Origin of the sequence: Roseburia sp. AF20-18LB, assembly GCF_003461185.1 — a bacterium.
In the GTDB taxonomy this organism is placed as follows: Bacteria; Bacillota; Clostridia; order Lachnospirales; family Lachnospiraceae; genus Roseburia_C; species Roseburia_C amylophila.
Genome location: NZ_QTWP01000008.1, coordinates 306 through 18,084 on the forward strand (window position 1 = coordinate 306; position 17,779 = coordinate 18,084).

General features: G+C 41.0%; 17 protein-coding genes and 10 tRNA genes. All 27 read left to right on the top strand.

Annotated elements, in window-relative coordinates; genetic code table 11:
* The first annotated feature begins 9 nt into the window (after positions 1 to 9).
* A tRNA-Asp gene (locus tag DWX65_RS12420) sits at positions 10 to 83 on the top strand.
* Positions 84 to 87: 4 nt separating this feature from the next.
* Positions 88 to 160: transfer RNA gene (locus DWX65_RS12425), tRNA-Val, on the top strand.
* A 3-nt stretch (positions 161 to 163) separates the two neighbouring features.
* A tRNA-Leu gene (locus DWX65_RS12430) sits at positions 164 to 247 on the top strand.
* A gap of 31 nt (positions 248 to 278) precedes the next feature.
* Positions 279 to 352 (top strand) — tRNA-Arg (locus DWX65_RS12435).
* Positions 353 to 427: 75 nt separating this feature from the next.
* Positions 428 to 1,369 carry an NAD(+) diphosphatase gene (nudC, locus tag DWX65_RS12440; RefSeq protein ID WP_117841675.1) on the top strand — a complete coding sequence of 314 codons (942 nt, stop codon included), beginning with the start codon at positions 428 to 430 and terminating at the stop codon, positions 1,367 to 1,369.
* Between the two features lie 79 nt (positions 1,370 to 1,448).
* Complete coding sequence (locus DWX65_RS12445; RefSeq protein ID WP_117698507.1) at positions 1,449 to 2,057, top strand: hypothetical protein; 609 nt, start codon at positions 1,449 to 1,451, stop codon at positions 2,055 to 2,057.
* 39 nt (positions 2,058 to 2,096) lie between these two features.
* Entirely contained in the window at positions 2,097 to 2,540 is a 444-nt protein-coding gene (locus DWX65_RS12450) for a DUF1700 domain-containing protein (protein ID WP_117841676.1), read from the top strand.
* A gap of 54 nt (positions 2,541 to 2,594) precedes the next feature.
* Positions 2,595 to 4,964: a Crp/Fnr family transcriptional regulator gene (locus DWX65_RS12455; protein WP_118173533.1), complete on the top strand. Its 2,370-nt coding sequence runs from the start codon at positions 2,595 to 2,597 to the stop codon at positions 4,962 to 4,964.
* A gap of 275 nt (positions 4,965 to 5,239) precedes the next feature.
* Positions 5,240 to 5,416 (top strand): hypothetical protein, encoded by a 177-nt coding sequence (locus tag DWX65_RS15035; RefSeq protein WP_022243479.1) that lies wholly within the window; start codon positions 5,240 to 5,242, stop codon positions 5,414 to 5,416.
* Between the two features lie 115 nt (positions 5,417 to 5,531).
* On the top strand, positions 5,532 to 5,822 hold the full coding sequence (locus DWX65_RS12460) for a rhodanese-like domain-containing protein (RefSeq protein ID WP_117698510.1): 291 nt from the start codon (positions 5,532 to 5,534) through the stop codon (positions 5,820 to 5,822).
* Between the two features lie 63 nt (positions 5,823 to 5,885).
* A complete protein-coding gene (locus DWX65_RS12465) occupies positions 5,886 to 7,043 on the top strand; it encodes a THUMP domain-containing class I SAM-dependent RNA methyltransferase (protein ID WP_118173534.1) in 1,158 nt (385 codons plus the stop codon).
* Positions 7,040 to 8,755, top strand: a complete 1,716-nt coding sequence (locus tag DWX65_RS12470; protein WP_117698512.1) for a lectin like domain-containing protein — start codon at positions 7,040 to 7,042, stop codon at positions 8,753 to 8,755. The genes DWX65_RS12465 and DWX65_RS12470 overlap by 4 nt, the downstream gene beginning before the upstream one ends.
* Positions 8,756 to 8,766: 11 nt before the next feature.
* Positions 8,767 to 9,846, top strand: a complete 1,080-nt coding sequence (locus DWX65_RS12475) for an N-acetylmuramoyl-L-alanine amidase family protein (RefSeq protein ID WP_117698550.1) — start codon at positions 8,767 to 8,769, stop codon at positions 9,844 to 9,846.
* Between the two features lies 1 nt (position 9,847).
* Positions 9,848 to 10,447, top strand: a complete 600-nt coding sequence (locus DWX65_RS12480) for an XTP/dITP diphosphatase (RefSeq protein WP_117698513.1) — start codon at positions 9,848 to 9,850, stop codon at positions 10,445 to 10,447.
* Between the two features lie 13 nt (positions 10,448 to 10,460).
* Complete coding sequence (locus DWX65_RS12485; protein ID WP_117698514.1) at positions 10,461 to 10,970, top strand: metallophosphoesterase family protein; 510 nt, start codon at positions 10,461 to 10,463, stop codon at positions 10,968 to 10,970.
* Positions 10,971 to 11,094: 124 nt separating this feature from the next.
* Positions 11,095 to 11,169, top strand: a tRNA-Pro gene (locus DWX65_RS12490).
* A 6-nt stretch (positions 11,170 to 11,175) separates the two neighbouring features.
* Positions 11,176 to 11,246: transfer RNA gene (locus DWX65_RS12495), tRNA-Gly, on the top strand.
* Positions 11,247 to 11,268: 22 nt separating this feature from the next.
* Positions 11,269 to 11,342, top strand: a tRNA-Arg gene (locus DWX65_RS12500).
* Positions 11,343 to 11,388: 46 nt separating this feature from the next.
* Positions 11,389 to 11,462 (top strand) — tRNA-His (locus DWX65_RS12505).
* 36 nt (positions 11,463 to 11,498) lie between these two features.
* Positions 11,499 to 11,570, top strand: a tRNA-Gln gene (locus DWX65_RS12510).
* A gap of 70 nt (positions 11,571 to 11,640) precedes the next feature.
* Positions 11,641 to 11,713, top strand: a tRNA-Lys gene (locus DWX65_RS12515).
* Between the two features lie 306 nt (positions 11,714 to 12,019).
* Positions 12,020 to 12,247 (top strand): hypothetical protein, encoded by a 228-nt coding sequence (locus DWX65_RS12520; RefSeq protein WP_118173535.1) that lies wholly within the window; start codon positions 12,020 to 12,022, stop codon positions 12,245 to 12,247.
* Entirely contained in the window at positions 12,244 to 12,732 is a 489-nt protein-coding gene (locus DWX65_RS12525) for a pyridoxamine 5'-phosphate oxidase family protein (protein WP_117698516.1), read from the top strand. The genes DWX65_RS12520 and DWX65_RS12525 overlap by 4 nt, the downstream gene beginning before the upstream one ends.
* A gap of 242 nt (positions 12,733 to 12,974) precedes the next feature.
* The gene (locus DWX65_RS12530) at positions 12,975 to 13,643 is read left to right on the top strand and encodes a response regulator transcription factor (RefSeq protein WP_022243470.1); all 669 of its coding nucleotides are present in this window, start codon (positions 12,975 to 12,977) and stop codon (positions 13,641 to 13,643) included.
* Positions 13,631 to 14,551: a sensor histidine kinase gene (locus DWX65_RS12535; protein WP_022243469.1), complete on the top strand. Its 921-nt coding sequence runs from the start codon at positions 13,631 to 13,633 to the stop codon at positions 14,549 to 14,551. Before DWX65_RS12530 ends, DWX65_RS12535 begins: the two co-directional genes overlap by 13 nt.
* On the top strand, positions 14,527 to 15,234 hold the full coding sequence (locus DWX65_RS12540) for an ABC transporter ATP-binding protein (RefSeq protein WP_022243468.1): 708 nt from the start codon (positions 14,527 to 14,529) through the stop codon (positions 15,232 to 15,234). Before DWX65_RS12535 ends, DWX65_RS12540 begins: the two co-directional genes overlap by 25 nt.
* A complete protein-coding gene (locus DWX65_RS12545; protein ID WP_158564743.1) occupies positions 15,227 to 17,779 on the top strand; it encodes an ABC transporter permease in 2,553 nt (850 codons plus the stop codon). Before DWX65_RS12540 ends, DWX65_RS12545 begins: the two co-directional genes overlap by 8 nt.

The following is a 17,779-nucleotide window of genomic DNA, read 5'->3' on the forward strand; positions in this document are numbered from 1 at the left end:
AATTTATTTGGCCCAATGGCTCAGTTGGTTAGAGCGCCGCCCTGTCACGGCGGAGGTCGCGGGTTCGAGTCCCGCTTGGGTCGTTTTGGGATCTTAGCTCAGCTGGGAGAGCATCTGCCTTACAAGCAGAGGGTCACAGGTTCGAGCCCTGTAGGTCCCATATGCCCGCGTGGCGGAACTGGCAGACGCGCAGGACTTAAAATCCTGTTGTGGTGACACAGTACCGGTTCGATTCCGGTCGCGGGCATTCATACCGATGGTATGTAATAATTTAATATGTGCGTGTAGCTCAGCTGGATAGAGCACTTGGCTACGGACCAAGGTGTCGGGAGTTCGAATCTTCTCACGCACGTGGAAAAAGGACTTTGAATCTTTGTTTAGCAGAGATTTGGGGTCTTTTTATTATATAAAAAAGGGTGGCGCAGGTATGATACAGGATATTGCACCAATGAAATTTCACAATGAATATCAACAGAGAGAATGCCGGGATAAGGATATCGTATTTTTATTTTCGGGAAATAAACTCCTGGTAAAAAAAGATTCTAAAATCAGTTTCTTCTATATAAAAGAGTTTTCAAAAGAACTTATAAAAGAGACAGAACAAGAGGCTGACGGATTCGGTAACAAAAGATTGCAATATCTGTTTTCTATTGATGATGTACAGTATTATCTGCTGAATGTATGGACAAAGGAAGAAGCAGAAAAAGAGGTAGAAAAGCAGCTTGATGAGCAGGTCAATAGGCAGAGCAAAAAGCAGAACCATAATATTGGAAATATGGAATGGGTTACGATTCGCAGCCTGCGGGAAACAGTTTCAAAGAAAGATTGTTTTGCTGCGGCAACGGCATATCATTTGTATGTGTGGTATCGGGATAACCGTTATTGTGGCAGATGCGGAAAGGAATTGCAGCCGGATACGAAGGAGCGGATGATGCGTTGTGCATGCTGTGGCAATATGGTTTATCCGAAAATTGCTCCGGCAGTAATTGTGGGAGTAATATACGATAATAAAATATTGATGACAAAATATTCAGACAGGGAATATAAGAAATACGCATTGATTGCAGGTTTTACAGAAATTGGCGAAACTGCGGAAGAGACAGTTCGCAGGGAAGTCATGGAAGAAGTAGGATTGAAAGTAAAGGATATTGTATACTATAAGAGTCAGCCATGGGGCTTTGATTCCAATCTTCTGATGGGATTTTATGCCAGAGTGGAAGGAACAGATGCCATTACTTTAGATAAGAATGAACTTTCACTGGCTGAATGGGTACCAAGAGAACAGGTTGCAGGCATGGATGATAAAATCAGTCTTACCAGGGAGATGATGGAGAATTTCTATCAGAATGGCGAAAAATGTTTGCAATAACTACATTTTCTTGACAGTTTTGCATAAAAAATATATGATATAGAAGTGAAAAATCTTTTCAGAGAGGACTGATTTATTAATGAAGAATGAGAGTAAAAAGGCGAATGCAAAGCTTACATCAGTTCTTGCAGCAGTGCTTATTATAGTAGTAGCCATTGTAGCGGTAATTGCTGTAAAGACAAAGGATAGTGGAAGTCTTGGAACTTATTCATGTGAAATTATGTCAAGCGATAATTCATCGACTGTTTTTGAAATTACATTTAATGAAAAGAATAATACTTATAAAGAGAATATCAGTGTGGGAGACAAGGCAGTAGAGCTGGCATCAGGAACATTTGTCATGGATGGAAATAAGCTTACACTGACCTCCGATGGTGGCGATGTACAGAATCTTGTAAAACAGGGAAAATACCTGATTGCAAAAGATTATTTATATGAAGGTGAGATACCGGATGGAGATACTTTTGATGCTACCTGTACATTTAAGAATAGTAATAATGTGGTATATTCCATTACCTTTAAAGCGGATGGAACTTATGTACAGGATGATAATGGAGATGTATCGGAAGGAACTTATACGCGTGACGGAGACTGGATTAAACGTGAGAGCAGTTCTGGCACAAGCGTAGGAATTGATTATTTGATTTATAGCGGAAGAATAACTAATTCCTACTATATAAAAAAATAAAACAAAAAAGTAATGGAATAGAAGAGTTGAGGAAAATAAATGTCAAGAGAGGAATTCCTAACAGAATTAAGAAAGGCTTTGCAGGGAAGGGTAAGCCAGCAGGCGGTGAATGATAATCTCCGCTATTATGAAGAATATATTCTTACAGAATCTCATAAAGGAAAGACGGAGGCTGAAGTAATTGCAGAATTAGGAAATCCAAGACTTCTTGCAAAAAGCATAATTGATGCAGAAAATGCAACGGCAGAGAAAACTACAGCAGAACCACAAAAGGGAATGGATGGGCAGGAAACAGCTTCCGGAGAGTATTCTTTTAAGAAGATTAAAATTCGAATCTGGCTTATATTAGCGGCAGTATTTCTGTTTGTAATTTTGCTTATAATTCTGCTTGCACAGGTAGTTGCATTTTTACTTCCGGTTCTGCTTCCGGTAGCAATCATTTTCTTTTTATTTATAGCAATGGGTATGAACAAAAGATTTTAATAAGCAAGTATAATAAAGTAATTTTAATATAGAAATAACAGAGGAATTGGTGTTATGGCAATGATTAAGGTCCCGGCAGGGAAATGCTTTATCAAGCATGGAACAGCGGTAAATGCACTGTATATGGTAATTCATGGAACAGTGAGACAGGTGTCTAAGCTGGAAGAAGTGCAGATTGGAAGCGGTAATATAATAGGTCTGATGGATTGTGCAGAAGAAGAATATATAGCAGATTATGTGGCAGCGGATGATGTAACACTTTATCCGTTTCATTATCATGCTCCGGAGGACTTTGGTAAGATATTTATCAGTCAGCCGAAATATGCAGCAGCATTTTTATCTGTGGCAATTCGTGAGGCAGACCATATGCTTGGACGAAACCAGAGATTTCAAAACAGTACAGAAAAATATTATAGCTTTGCACTGGCAATGTATCAGAAATATCAGGAGTTATGTAGAAAATATTGCATTCAGGAGAAAAGTTTCCGGAGAATAGAGAGCCTGCAGCCTTATGTAAGAACCAATATGGCACCGAAATGGGAAGCGGATTATTTCCATGAACTGGCAGAACTTGGGAATAGTGGAACTATGGATTTCTTTCAGCAGAAAGAGGATTTGCTGACGGGACAGATTATGCAGGCAGCAAGAGCTATGTGCAAAGCGGTAAGAGAGATTGACCATGCAAAAGAATATTTACAGGAGCATGTAAATCTGTATCTGGATATCAATCGAATGGATTTATTACAGCTTTATTTTGACATGGCAGCCCGTGCAGCAGCAAGTGGAGCTGACATCGAGGAAATACGACAGGCAATAGAGCCATTGTTACAGTTTATCAAGGACAACCGTCTGGGAGATGCAGGAGAACGGGACAAACGAATTACGGAATATCAGACTTATGATTTTAGCAATATAAAGATAAAGGCAGATGCAATATATAACTTTGCAGGAGAACTGATTGGTGAAGTACCAAAGCCGCAGGCAGAGGATAAGCTGGTTCAGGGAACGGAAGATTTACTGGAACAGGAATATGCGGAAACCGATGGAGAAGAGGAAGAAGAAACAGAGGACTGTCTGGTACATATCTTAGAATATGCAGGAGTGGCAGCAGAGGATGTACATAAAATTCGAAGCAAAATGCATGAATATGATGCAATTCCGGATAATTTTGATAATGATGAGAAAACGAGAAAACTTCGGAAAGAGTTGACAGCATTATTCTATGCTACTTATAAAAATGTATTTAAGCATGCCATGAAAGATGCGGATGACCTAGACCCGGTTATTCAGATGTTTTTGAATTTTGGATTTATGGATGTGGGAATGGTAGGAGAAGATACCGCTAATGAACTTTATGATTTGACAGATAAACTGTTCAAGTGTAAAAGCGACCATGTCTATACCATGTTTGAGTGGCTAAAGAGCATCTATGAAGGAAAGAATGAACCAAGCCGGAATGAATTTGACCTGGATTATAATGGATATCTGGCAGAGCAGAAGCGGATGGGTAAGCTGGATGCAGCAGGAATGGAGCGGTTGAAAACAGACTGCTGGGAAAAGACCAAATATGAGATGAATAATATGTTTGTGTCAACGAACCGGGCAACTTATGGAAAAGTAAGTACCTTCTGTCCGATTCTGAGCAAGCATGACATGGTGCAGGAAACAGAGAAGATGCTGGTGACTGCAGAGCGGATTGAGGAGGCAATCAAAAAAGTCCGTGAAGTTGATTATTCGTTGTTCTACCGTGAAGTGATTTTTTCAGATCCGATGCATGGTGTAAATGCTGAACCGGTGCAAAAAGAAGTATTTCCAGATGTTATTCTGATGCCGAATGTGGGAATGAAAGCAATGATGTGGCAGGAGACTGCCGGAGTAAAACGTGATACATCCGCCCGATTTGTTTTCCCGGTTATGACTATCTACAGCCTGCAGGATATGATGATAGAGACCTGCGGAAGATTCCGTTGGGAAATGTGCCGTAAGATACAGGGAATGCGTTGGAATGATATTACAGAGAAATCCCTTACTTCAGAATATTGTGATTATATCCAGTACTATCGGAAAAACCGTGATTTATCCACAGAGGCAAAGGAGAAGATTAAGAATACACTCTGGAAGTCAAAGAATAACTATCGTGAAGTATTTATTTCTGATTATATCGGATGGATTAAATACGAGGCAGGCGGCAGTTTCCGCCTGAACCGTGTAGCAAGGGATATTCTGTTCCGTTATTGTCCGTTTGCCAAGAAATACAGGGATGCATTAGAGGCAAACCCGATGTATCAGGATATGATCAGCCGGTTTAAAATATTCCAGGAACGTAAACTGCGTCATATCGATGGATTCCGTACCAGATATGAGAAGAACGGCGGCGAGATGAATATGGAACTGCAGGAAAATATGAATTTCTATAATATGTAAAGAACAATAACTACGAGAAATACGTTTTGCGAGCTACTCGTGTAAATAAGAAAGCCACATGAATCTTAGGATTCCTGTGGCTTTCTTGAGGGGAGTATAAATAATTAATAAGGGGTATAACTGTATAAAAAAACAATTCTTATACGAAAAAAATTATAATATAAAAGTTTTTAAAATGCAATGCAAATGAGAATAATAATAAGAAATTAAGAAATAATATCACTGTATCAGAGAATCAAAAGAAAAAGTATCTGATAAAAAAAGGAGGCGATATTATGGCAAAAAATGCAGATAATGCAAAAAACAAAACAAGCAATGTAAACCGCACAATGAATGCTGATAATGACTTTGAAAATGCGGATAACAAAACCGGCAACAAAGCAGGCAATAGGACCAGCAACAGAAGTGATAACAAGGCGGATAACAAGACATCCAACAAATGCAATTACTAGGTCAATCTTATTGAAAAACTGCATATATTAAAATAAGAAACAGATTACAAGGAACACTTTGTAATCTGTTTTTTCATAGCAGAAAAAGTCAGGAGATTTTTGGGGGAGATGGCATATGAGATTTACGGCTATCAGTGTAGCGGAATTATGGAAACTAAAAGATGATCCACAGATATATATTGTTGATTTGAGAAGCAGGGAGGATTTTCAGGTATTTCATTTGAGAAATGCCCATTGTTATCCTTATGATGAGATAGAACACTGGGAGCATAAGCTGCCGAAAAATCGCAAGATACTGCTGTGTTGTGAGTATGGAAATACAAGTATGTATGCAGCAAAAAGACTGACGCGGCAGGGATATCAGATATATACTCTGATTGGAGGCCTAAATGCACTAAATGGATAGAAAAGAACATTGACAGTGTCATTTAGAACAGATAAGATAGTAGTGATAATGGAGAAAGAACATATGAAAACATACGAATTAACAGTGCCATGTCATTTTGGCTTAGAATCAGTTTTGAAAAAAGAAATATATGATCTGGGATATGAAATCTCAGAGGTGGAAGATGGAAGAGTGACTTTCATTGGTGATGCAGAGGCAATCTGCCGTGCAAATATTTTCCTGCGTACAACGGAGCGTGTGCTGCTTCGGGTAGGAAAATTTAAAGCGGAGACATTTGATGAATTATTTGAAGGAATCAAGGCACTTCCATGGGAAGAGTATATTCCGGAAAATGGTAAATTCTGGGTCACCAAGGCTTCTTCCATAAAGAGTAAATTGTTCAGTCCGTCAGACATCCAGTCTATTGTTAAGAAGGCAATGGTAGAACGGCTGAAACAGAAATATCATACCAATTGGTTTGAAGAAAGTGGTGCATCCTATCCGGTACGAATTTTCCTGTTGAAGGATGAAGTAATGGCAGCATTAGATACCTCCGGAGAATCTTTACATAAGAGAGGCTACCGGACTCTTACCAGTAAGGCACCAATCACAGAGACCCTTGCAGCAGCATTGATAATGCTGACACCATGGAATAGGGACAGAATTTTAGTAGATCCATTCTGCGGAAGTGGAACATTTCCGATTGAAGCAGCAATGATTGCAGCCAATATAGCACCGGGCATGAACCGTAGTTTCCTAGCAGAGCAGTGGACAAACCTGATACCGCGTCAGCTCTGGTACGATACAGTAAATGAAGCCCAGGAAATGGTGGATACCAATATTAAGGTGGATATCCAGGGATATGATATTGATGAAGAAATTGTGCGTGCAGCAAGAGAAAATGCAAAGCGTGCCGGTGTGGATGGCATGATTCATTTCCAGCAGAGACCGGTAAGCCAGTTGAACCATCCGAAAAAATACGGTTTTATCATATCCAATCCGCCATATGGTGAGCGATTGGAAGAAAAGGCGGCATTGCCGGAATTATACCGGACAATTGGTGAGGCATACAGAAGGCTGGATTCATGGTCTATGTACCTGATTACCAGCTATGAGAATGCACCAAAGGATATCGGAAGAAAACCGGATAAAAACCGCAAGATTTATAATGGAATGTTAAAGACATATTTCTATCAGTTCATGGGACCGAAGCCACCAAAACGGAAAGGGACAAAAGAGTGAGGGAAAAAGTACGTTATTCTAAGAGATATGTAGTATTCACGTTACTTTTAGTTCTTGCATTGATACTGAAATTTGCCAATTTTAAGGGTGTAACCGAAGAAATCGGACAGTTCCGTGGTGCAGATTTGCAGAGCAGCGACTGGAACCCTCTGATTGCAAAAAGCATCAATGAGAAGAATCTTACGGTAGCGATTGATAATAAAGTATATACCAACAAGGACAATGGAATCTATATGGATGAAAATCTGAATCTGATGGTACCATTGGACTTGATCCGGGACAGTTATAACTGCAGCGTGCATCTTTACGATGACACGGCTCTTTTGATAGAAAAATATTCAGACAGCTTGTGGATGAGCTTAGATGACCAGGAAGTACAGATAAATGATGAGAAGGAGAAATTTTCTTCTACATTGACACGGATTGATGACCGTTATTATGTGCCGGCAGAGGTCATTGCCTCGAAGCTTGGTTATTCTTATGCATGGGATGTTAATAAAAATGAAGCAGTGGTGGTGAATACTTCTTCTGAGACAAGCATTCTGCCATCTCATTATGACTTGCGGGAGAAAGGAAGAGCACCGCAGGTGAAGAACCAGGGAAATAAGGGAACCTGCTGGGCTGCATCTTCTCTGGCAGCACTGGAATCCATGCTGCTTCCGGAAGAAAATGATATATTTTCCACCGATAACATGAGTCTTGGAAACAGTTTTGGCTTAGGACAGAATGATGGTGGGGAGTATACTATGAGTCTGGCATATCTGACTGCATGGCAGGGTCCTGTATTGGAAAAGGACGACCCATATGACGGTGAGCTGACAAAGAATTTAGCTCCGGTCAAACATGTGCAGGAAGCACAGATTATTGAAAGCAAGGATTTGGAGAAGATTAAAGAGGCAGTTTTTAAATATGGTGCAGTCGAGACTTCTATTTACAGTACATTGCAGAATGTCAACAGCCGTTCCGAATATTTTAATCAGGAGACCAATTCTTATTGCTATGTTGGTTCAGAAAAGCCGAATCATGATGTGGCGATTATTGGCTGGGATGACAGTTATGCGAAAGAGAATTTCCCGGGAGATTTAGAGGGAGACGGTGCATTTATCTGCCAGAACAGCTGGGGAAAAGATTTTGGAGACAATGGAGTATTCTATGTCTCTTATTATGATACCAATGTAGGAATTCACAATCTGGTTTATACCGGAGTAGAAGATACCGATAATTATGATATGATTTATCAGTCCGATTTATGTGGCTGGGTCGGTCAGCTGGGATACAACCGTGATACCATTTATGGAGCAAATGTATATACAGCGGAAAGCAATGAAAATTTAGAGGCAGCAGGCTTCTATGCAACCGGGAAAAATACGGAATATGAAGTATATGTAGTAAAGGACTATGATGGAAGGGAAAGTCTGTCCAAACGGCAGAAAGTAGCTTCCGGAAAGTTTGATAATGCAGGTTTCTATACCGTTACTTTTGATAAGAAAATTGCAGTGAACAAGGGAGAAAAATTTGCCATTGTACTGATGATAAAGACTCCGGATTCCGTGCATCCAATGGCAATTGAATATAAGGCAGATGAATCAACCAGAAACGTAGATCTTTCCGATGGAGAGGGATATATCAGTACCAACGGCAAAAACTGGGAAAATGTAGAAGAAACCCAGTCTGCAAATCTTTGTATAAAAGCATATGCAAAAGAAAGGTAAGTCAGAGCGGGATGGAAGAGAAAGTTATTAAAGCAGCTACCGTGATTATTACTGCCATAAGCATTATTGTGGCAGGAACGCTGCTGTTTTTTCCACAACTTCATATCCGGGCAGAGGAAAACAGGGAACTTCGGGCACAGGAAGCCATCGAGCGCAAGGAAAATATGGATGCGCTGGAAATGCTGCAGTATAATACGGCAAATGTAGACAGCCAGGAGGGCATCAGCTTTGACCAGCAGCTTCGTATTGCGTTACCGGAAAATGTGACACCGGAAGATGTCAGCGTAGAAAATGACTATCTGACCCAGACCATTATCATTAAAATTCCGGGAGCAGATGAGAATTATCTTTATAACTATCCCATGATAGGAAAGAGCTATCATATAGATAATCTGACTTATGAAAGTGAGCCGGAATATGGTGTAATTGAGATCTCTTTAGATAGTGTGGTGGAATTACAAAAGACATCTGACGAGCATTATATTTATATGGATTTTTTGACACCACATGAAGTCTATGATAAAGTTGTGGTAATAGATGCAGGACATGGTGGAAATGCACCGGGAGCTACAAAGCAGGGCATTAATGAGAAAGATATTGACCTTGCTATAGTGCTTAAAGTAAAGGAATTATTTGATGAAGCAGGAGATGAGAGCGTCGGAGTCTACTATACGAGAACGGATGACAGCAATCCAAGTCTTGAACAGCGTGTAGATATGGCAAATAAAGCCGGGGCAGACCTCTTTATCAGCGTACATAATAATTCTACCAAGAGCGGAAGAATGTCCAGTATCAACGGAACAGCAGTCATGTATGATGAAGAGAAGGCATCTGAGGAAAATGGAAGTATGCAGTTAGCCCAGATTTGCTTAGAAGAAATGACAGCGGCGTTAGGAAGTACCAGTAAGGGAATTGTAAAAGGACACGAGATTTATATTATACGAACAGCAGAGATGCCGGTAGCATTGATAGAAGTAGGCTTTATGACAAATCAGGATGAACTGAACCGGTTGAATGATGAAGCATATCAGAAAGAGGCAGCACAGGCAATTTATAATGCAATTTACCGGGCATTTCAGGAGGGATATTAAGATGAATAAAATAATATTTGCAACAGGAAACAAGGACAAGATGAAAGAAATCCGCATGATTTTATCGGATCTTGATGTAGAGATTCTTTCTATGAAAGAAGCCGGAATCAGTGTGGATATTGAAGAAAATGGAACTACTTTTGAAGAAAATGCACTGATTAAGGCAAATGCTGTGGCAGCATATACAGATGCTATTGTTTTAGCTGATGATTCTGGTCTGGAAATTGATTATCTGAATAAGGAACCGGGTGTATATTCCGCCCGTTATATGGGAGAAGATACCTCTTATACCATAAAAAACCAGAATCTTTTGGACCGTCTGAATGGAGTACCAAAGGAACAGCGGACCGCACGCTTTGTATGTGCAATTGCGGCTGTATTACCGGATAAAGAAACACTGGTAACCCGTGAGACAATTGAGGGATATATTGGATTTGAGCCTCAGGGTGAAAATGGATTTGGCTATGATCCAATCTTTTATGTGGATGAATATAACTGCTCCACAGCAAGCTTGCCACCGGATAAGAAGAATGAAATGAGCCATCGTGGAAAAGCATTACGCGCAATGAAAGAAGCACTCATGGGAAAAGGTTTATCATAAAGGAAGATAAAAGATGAGAGTATTGATAGTAAGTGATACCCATAAGAAACATGAAAATCTGATAACGATTATGGAAAAAGAAAGACCTTTTGACCGTATGATTCATCTGGGAGATGCAGAAGGTTATGAGGACTATATTGCGGAACTGGCAGGATGTCCACTGGACATTGTGGCAGGAAATAATGACTTTTTCTCTGAACTTCCGAAAGAAAAGGAAATTGAAATCGGAGGATTAAAGGCATTGATTACCCATGGACATTACTATTATGTTTCTGCCGGCCTGGAGGATATCAAGAAAGAGGCAAGGGGAAGAGGCATGGATATTGTAATGTTCGGACACACCCACAGACCGCTTATAGAAAAGGATCATGGTGTAGTGGCATTGAATCCGGGCAGCACATCATATCCTCGTCAGGATGGACATCTGCCGTCTTATATCGTGATGGAAATCGACGCAAATGGTACTCCGGACTATCAGCTCAAATATCTTTCTGAAGAAGAAAAATCAAAAAAACCTTTATAAATTGGGGCAAGATTCGGAGTTGTAAAAATTTTTTGAAAAAATTTGAAAATAAATGTTGACAATTGGTATATGCTATAATATAATATGTCTTGCGTCACGGAAAAAGAAATTTAAATAGCGTTGACGGGGTGTGGCTCAGCTTGGCTAGAGCGCCTGGTTTGGGACCAGGAGGTCGCAGGTTCGAATCCTGTCACCCCGACTTCATGCGGGTGTAGTTCAATGGTAGAACACCAGCCTTCCAAGCTGGATACGTGGGTTCGATTCCCATCACCCGCTTTCTAATTGGAAAATTAGATATGTGTTCGTAGCTCAGCTGGATAGAGCAACGGCCTTCTAAGCCGTGGGTCGGGGGTTCGAATCCCTTCGAGCACATTTTCCCAAGAGGGAAGAGAGACCGCCTGATGGCCGGAATCTTATGGTGGGTATAGCGCAGTTGGTTAGCGCGCCAGATTGTGGCTCTGGAGGCCCAGGGTTCGAATCCCTGTATCCACCTTGATGCGATGGTTAGAGCATCTTTTGTAAAATTGATGGGCTATCGCCAAGCGGTAAGGCACAGCACTTTGACTGCTGCATACGTTGGTTCGAATCCAACTAGCCCAGTTAAGCTGTGATGTATCTTGAAGGATTCCAAAAGGATTTGGAAAGAGCACTTATCGAACTAAATATGTATGGGATATTAGCTCAGTTGGTAGAGCACTTGACTTTTAATCAAGTTGTCCGGGGTTCGAATCCCCGATGTCTCATTAACAGTGAAAAGCGTCATTCATATGAATGACGTTTTTTTGTACGAAAAAATATCTGTAAAGCCGCTATTAATGCGGGGGTTGTGGGAAGAATGAAACAGCACGGAAATGTAAAGTCCGATGAGAAGAGTAAAGAAAAATAATACTAAGAGGCTGACATTTTTATCTTTATTTTATTTTTAAGAGGGATTTTGAATATCTTCGTCTTCATTTCATCTTCAAAAGGAGAAAAAGAAGCGTTTGCGTAATTAGGTAGAATGCTTTATGATTAAGACAATGAGGTGTTAGGAAGGCTTTCAAAAATCTTTGGAGAAATATATAAAGATTGGAAGGAATGGTGAAACAATGTATTATGGGAAAGAAACAGGTGAATTAAAAAAAGCAAGAGAAGAGTATGAAAGTATTTTTGGTTATGACCCAAATGGAGAAATAGAATTAGAGTTTAATGAACAAGACGAATATTTAGCAGTTTTATTACAGTGCATAGAAGAAAAGAAAGATATGTTTGATGTACTTGGAGGAGAGAAAGCATGACAAGAAGAGAACGTGAAGTAACAGATATAAATGAAATCCTTAAGATTATGGATGCCTGCAAGATTGTGCATGTGGGACTTGTGGATGGTGACCAGCCTTATGTGTTACCGATGAATTACGGCTATACCTATGAAGATGGGAAAATGGTGATTTACCTTCATGGAGCAAAGAAGGGATATAAGTATGATTTAATAGAGAAAAATCCAAAGGTATGCTTTGAAATGGAGTGTGATGTGGTGCCATTTGAAGGAAAGGTGGCATGTCAGTATGGTAATTCCTATTCCTGTGTTATGGGAAAAGGGAAAGCTGTTATCGTAGAGGATGTAAATGAGAAAATGCAGGCACTTTCCATTTTGATGAAATGCCAGACCGGAGGCGATTTTACTTTTAATGAAGAACTGGTATCCATTGTCAATGTGATTCGGATTGATGTAAGTGAATTCAGCGCAAAAAGAAGACCGATTCCGGAAGGATTGAAAAAGTAACAGAATAACAGAAGATTGAAAAAGAAATATTGACAAAGAAATATTGATAAAGTAGAAAGCAGGATTATGAAAGTGTAATTCCTGCTTTTTTCTATCCAAAATCATTTATCACAAAACTGTGACAATCTATTCGTTGCGCGACGTAGGAAGCATTTGTATAATGAGACATAGGAATGAACCGGGGAAAAGTAGGAAAGAAAAAAACGAATGACAACAGATAAGAAAAAGGATGTTTAGGGAAGATGGATAGAATATTAGTAGTGGAAGATGACCGGGAACTGAACCAGGGAATTTGCTTTGCACTGCAGCAGGCAGGGTATGAGACAGAAAGTGCCTATTCCACTCAGGAGGCAAAGCTTGCGGGTTTGCAGCAGGAATATTCGCTTATGATACTGGATGTAAATCTTCCGGATGGAGAGGGCTTTGGCTTTTGTAAATGGATTATGGAGCACAGGAAAGTGAAGGTCATGTTTCTTACGGCAAGAGATTTGGAAGAAGATGTGTTATCCGGGTATGAGTTGGGAGCAGAGGATTATGTGACAAAGCCATTTTCCATACATATTCTGCTAAAGAAGATAGCGGTCATTTTAAAACGGGAGACGGAAAATCCAAGAAATATTTATGAAGATGGATATCTGCGGATAGACTTTGACCGGGTCAAGGTAGAAATAGAGGGGAAAGAGTGCATGGTAACACCTACGGAATTTCGGATGTTACGCTTATTTATTGAACATGCAGGACAGCTGCTTTCTTATAATGTGCTGTTAGAGCAATTGTGGGACTGTGATGAAGCATATGTGGACCGACACACACTGGCAGTCAATGTGAACCGGCTCCGTGGAAAGATAGAGGATGCAGAACACAAATATATTTCAAATGTATATGGGATGGGATATCAATGGTTGCGATAGGAATAATAGCAGGCTGTGGCATTGTGATAAGTTATCTTCTAGTCAGACTGTATCGGCAGAAGAAGGAAATCTATGATTTTACGGAAGAACTACAGCGGTGTCTGACGCTGATGAAAGCAGGTGAAGACATTGGAAATGAAGCGGAGTTTAAGGACAGCCTTTGGGATAAGATTTATCAGGATTTGCAGGAGCTTATGGATGTTTGGAACAGGAAGAACCGACAGAGCCATAAGGAAAAAGAACAGATAAAAGAGCTGATTTCTGACATTTCCCATCAGGGCAGAACGCCAATGGCGAATATTAAAATATATCTGGAAATTTTAGAAGAGGAACAGGAAGATAAGGTGCGGCGGCAGGAGTGTATTGGAAAGCTGATAAAACAGACAGAACGGCTGGATTTCCTGATGCAGAGTCTGGTGAAGCTTTCGCGCCTGGAAACCGGAATCATAGAAATATGTGAAAAGGACACAAAGATTTTTGAAGTGTTAGGACTAGCGGTTGCGGCAGTGGTACCGGGAGCGGAAGCAAAAGAGATTTCTGTCCATGTGGACTGCCCGGAGACATTGAAACTGTTTTGCGATGCCAAGTGGACACAGGAAGCAATTTTTAATCTTTTAGAGAATGCAGTGAAATATACTCCAAAAGGGGGAAGCATCTATATTTCAGTAATGGAACAGGAGGTTTTTGGAAAAATCAGCATCCGGGATACCGGAAGGGGAATCCCTGCGGAACATCAGGCACAGATTTTTCAAAGGTTTTACCGGGAACCGGAAGTCCATGATGAGGATGGAATCGGGATTGGCCTGTATCTGGCACGAAAGATTGTGACGATGCAGGACGGCTATATGGAAGTGCATTCAGAAAGTGGAAAGGGGGCAGAATTTTGCATTTATCTGCCAATGAAATAAAAGAAGTAGTACGGACAGAGGAGTTAAAGAAATATTATCCGTTGGGAACCCATACGGTAAAAGCCTTAGATGGAGTGAACCTTACCGTAAAAGAGGGAGAATTTGTGGCAATCACCGGAAAGTCCGGAAGCGGGAAAAGTACGCTGCTGCATATGTTAGGAGCATTGGATGTGCCAACATCCGGAGAAGTCTATATTGATGGGAAAAGCCTTGCGTCAATGACGAGGGAAGAGCAGGCAGTCTTTCGAAGAAGGAAGGTTGGTGTAGTATTTCAAAGCTATAACCTGATTCCTGATTTGAGTGTGTATGAGAATATTGTGCTGCCCATCGAGCTGGATGGAGGTTATGTGGACAAGGCATATATAGAAGAATTGTTAAGGCAACTGAAAATAGAAGATAAGCGGGATGCACTGCCGGGTACGTTATCTGGCGGTCAGCAGCAGAGAACAGCAATTGCCCGGGCATTATCTTATAAGCCGGCTATTCTTTTAGCGGATGAACCCACGGGAAATCTTGACACACAGACCAGCCATGATGTTATGGGATTGTTAAAAACAGTGGCACGAAAATATCAGCAGACTACAATTCTGATTACCCATGACATGGACGTGGCGCAGTTGTCAGACCGGATTGTATACATGGAAGATGGGAAAATCAGGAAGGAACGAAAGCTCTATGCTTAAAAATAATAATCAGGCTGTCATCCGTAAGATGGCAGTCCGTTCCATAAGGAGCAACAGAAAGAAAAACAGCCTGTATCTTGTGGCAATTGTATTGGCGGTGCTGATGCTGTTTACGGTTATGCAGACAGGGGCTTCCTACATGCATATGCAGTATGTCTGGCGGCTGCATTCTGTGGGGGAACTCTATGATGGAATTCTGATGGGCGGAGTCACAAAAGAGCAGGAAGAGACGGTAAAAGCAGATCCTGGTATTGAGGTAGTTGGAATTACAGAATTTATGCTGGGAAGCATCGGTGAAAAGAATATTTCTATCATATATGAGGATAAAAATTACCGGGAGAAAATGCATCAGCCCGGCATTCTGCGTCAGGAGGGAAGGTATCCTGAGACAGCCGATGAGGTGATGGTTACAAAGACGCTGTTGGAAAAGCGGAAGTCGGAAAATTTTACAATTGGTGATACGCTGCTTTTAAGCTATCAGAAGAAAGATGGAACCCAGGTAGAAAAGCCCATGAAAATTACGGGCATCATAGATGACTATGAAGAAACTGCCAACTGTTTCGTGACGGAAGAGGTGTTTCAACAGGCAGGCTACAGCCAGGCAGACTATGGCTGTGGTATTCTCTACTATCAATATCGCTTCTGGTTTGCATCAGACCGGATAGAGAACCGGCTGAAAGAAGAATTAAATCTGGAACGGAAGCAGAACATTCAGACAACGTGGGACTGTGATAAGGTAAAGGGAATTTTTCTTGGAATGATAGGAATCATTATGTTAACCTGCCTCAGTGCCTATTTACTGATTTACAATATCATGTATTTATCCATAGAAGATAATATCCGCTATTATGGATTGCTTCGTGCTGTGGGAATGACAGAAAGCCAGATGCACCGGCTGTTGTGGCAGAAACAGATTATTCTAAGTGGAATCGGAATTTTAATGGGAATAGTTTTAGGATTTCTGACGTCCTATCTTGTGATTCCCGGAACAATCCGGGTACTGGGACTTCGCTCAGAAAAGATGGCTGTAACGATAAAACCGGAATTTCTGGTGCTGACGATTGCTATTATGGCAGTAACCGTCTATTTTGCCAGCCGTAAGCCGGTAAGAGTAGCAGAGCGCATTTCTGTCATGGAGGCACTGGGATATCAGACTTCGAAGGTAGTCTATACCGGAAAGAAAAGACGAACCGGGAAAAATATTATTTACCGTCTGGCATGGCAGCAGCTGTGCCGGATGAAGAAGAAAACAATCCTTGTCATCCTTTCACTATCAACCAGCCTGACTGTATTTTTATGTGTGGTAACGCTGGCGGGAAGCCAGAGCAAACGGACAGCGGAACTGCAGTATATGAATGCAGATATGGAACTGACCAATAAGAGTATGGTGGCAGATGTATCAGACTGGAAACAGCCTTTTGATGATGCATTTTGTGAGAAACTTTTAAAAATAGATGGAGTGAAGGAAATTCATAAATTAAATTACAGTACAATCGTTGTACCCTGGGAGCCGGATTTTTCGGATCAGTGGATGCGTGATTTCTATGACCAGTGGATGTATATAAAATATGACGATGTAAGAGAAGAATATCAGCAGAATCCGGAACATTTCATGGCGCTGGTGGTTGGAATCGATGAAAAAACATTTCATTATATCAATCAGCAGAATGAAACGGCAATCGATGAGAAATCATTTTTGGCAGGGGAAAGCTGCCTTTTATGCCAGCAATATATGGGATATACCAATGCGGATGTCAAAAATAAGAAAATAAGCTTTTATTTTCCGGGGCAGGAAACAAAGAAATACAGCACATCTGTTGCAGGGCTGCAGAAGGATGACAGCCCATATCGTGGACCCAGCGAGGTAAGTTTATCTGTTGCGGGAATACAGGAGGATGACAGTCCGTATCTCGGTCCGACTGCCATGGGACCGACGATTATGATTTTAGTCAGTGACTCTTTTTTAGAGGATAAGGCAGAGAGCCTGTGGACATACAAGGTATCGGTGATTTATGACGAGGAATACGATAAGGAAACAGAAAAGAAAGTCAAAGAGCTGATACAGGAATCTAAGGATGCAAAAGATATTACCTGGAGCAGCAAGTTAAAGGGCATCAAAGAGCAGAAGCCGGCAGAACAGAAGATGTGGCAGCTAGGAATGGGAATCGCTATAGTTTTGGGATTTATCGGTGTGATGAATTATATCAATACAGAGCTTGGCAGTATATCCGGCAGAAGGCGGGAAATTGCAATATTAGAAAGCATTGGCATGACCGGAAAACAACAGAGCAGACTGCTTTTGACAGAAGGGATGTATTATGCGGGAATTTCGCTTTTCCTGACGGCAACGGTGGGACTTGGCATTGATGTGCTGCTGTTTCAGCGGATGAATTATCATAAGGTAGCATTTTCCATCCCTGTCATTCCGGTGGTTGTCATGATAGTGACACTGTTTGCACTGTGCATTTTCGTACCGTTGGCAGCAGGTAGATTTATGGAAGGAGATGGCACTCTGGTAGAGCGGATTCGTCATGTGGGAGAATAA

What these genes read in the sequence shown, in the direction of transcription:
- DWX65_RS12530 (WP_022243470.1), top strand. Translation starts at nt 12,975, where the DNA reads ATGGATAGAATATTAGTAGTGGAAGATGACCGGGAACTGAACCAGGGA.
- DWX65_RS12465 (WP_118173534.1), top strand. Translation starts at nt 5,886, where the DNA reads ATGAAAACATACGAATTAACAGTGCCATGTCATTTTGGCTTAGAATCA.
- DWX65_RS12545 (WP_158564743.1), top strand. Translation starts at nt 15,227, where the DNA reads ATGCTTAAAAATAATAATCAGGCTGTCATCCGTAAGATGGCAGTCCGT.
- DWX65_RS12480 (WP_117698513.1), top strand. Translation starts at nt 9,848, where the DNA reads ATGAATAAAATAATATTTGCAACAGGAAACAAGGACAAGATGAAAGAA.
- DWX65_RS12525 (WP_117698516.1), top strand. Translation starts at nt 12,244, where the DNA reads ATGACAAGAAGAGAACGTGAAGTAACAGATATAAATGAAATCCTTAAG.
- DWX65_RS12460 (WP_117698510.1), top strand. Translation starts at nt 5,532, where the DNA reads ATGAGATTTACGGCTATCAGTGTAGCGGAATTATGGAAACTAAAAGAT.
- DWX65_RS12535 (WP_022243469.1), top strand. Translation starts at nt 13,631, where the DNA reads ATGGTTGCGATAGGAATAATAGCAGGCTGTGGCATTGTGATAAGTTAT.
- nudC (WP_117841675.1), top strand. Translation starts at nt 428, where the DNA reads ATGATACAGGATATTGCACCAATGAAATTTCACAATGAATATCAACAG.
- DWX65_RS12475 (WP_117698550.1), top strand. Translation starts at nt 8,767, where the DNA reads ATGGAAGAGAAAGTTATTAAAGCAGCTACCGTGATTATTACTGCCATA.
- DWX65_RS15035 (WP_022243479.1), top strand. Translation starts at nt 5,240, where the DNA reads ATGGCAAAAAATGCAGATAATGCAAAAAACAAAACAAGCAATGTAAAC.
- DWX65_RS12445 (WP_117698507.1), top strand. Translation starts at nt 1,449, where the DNA reads ATGAAGAATGAGAGTAAAAAGGCGAATGCAAAGCTTACATCAGTTCTT.
- DWX65_RS12485 (WP_117698514.1), top strand. Translation starts at nt 10,461, where the DNA reads ATGAGAGTATTGATAGTAAGTGATACCCATAAGAAACATGAAAATCTG.
- DWX65_RS12450 (WP_117841676.1), top strand. Translation starts at nt 2,097, where the DNA reads ATGTCAAGAGAGGAATTCCTAACAGAATTAAGAAAGGCTTTGCAGGGA.
- DWX65_RS12455 (WP_118173533.1), top strand. Translation starts at nt 2,595, where the DNA reads ATGGCAATGATTAAGGTCCCGGCAGGGAAATGCTTTATCAAGCATGGA.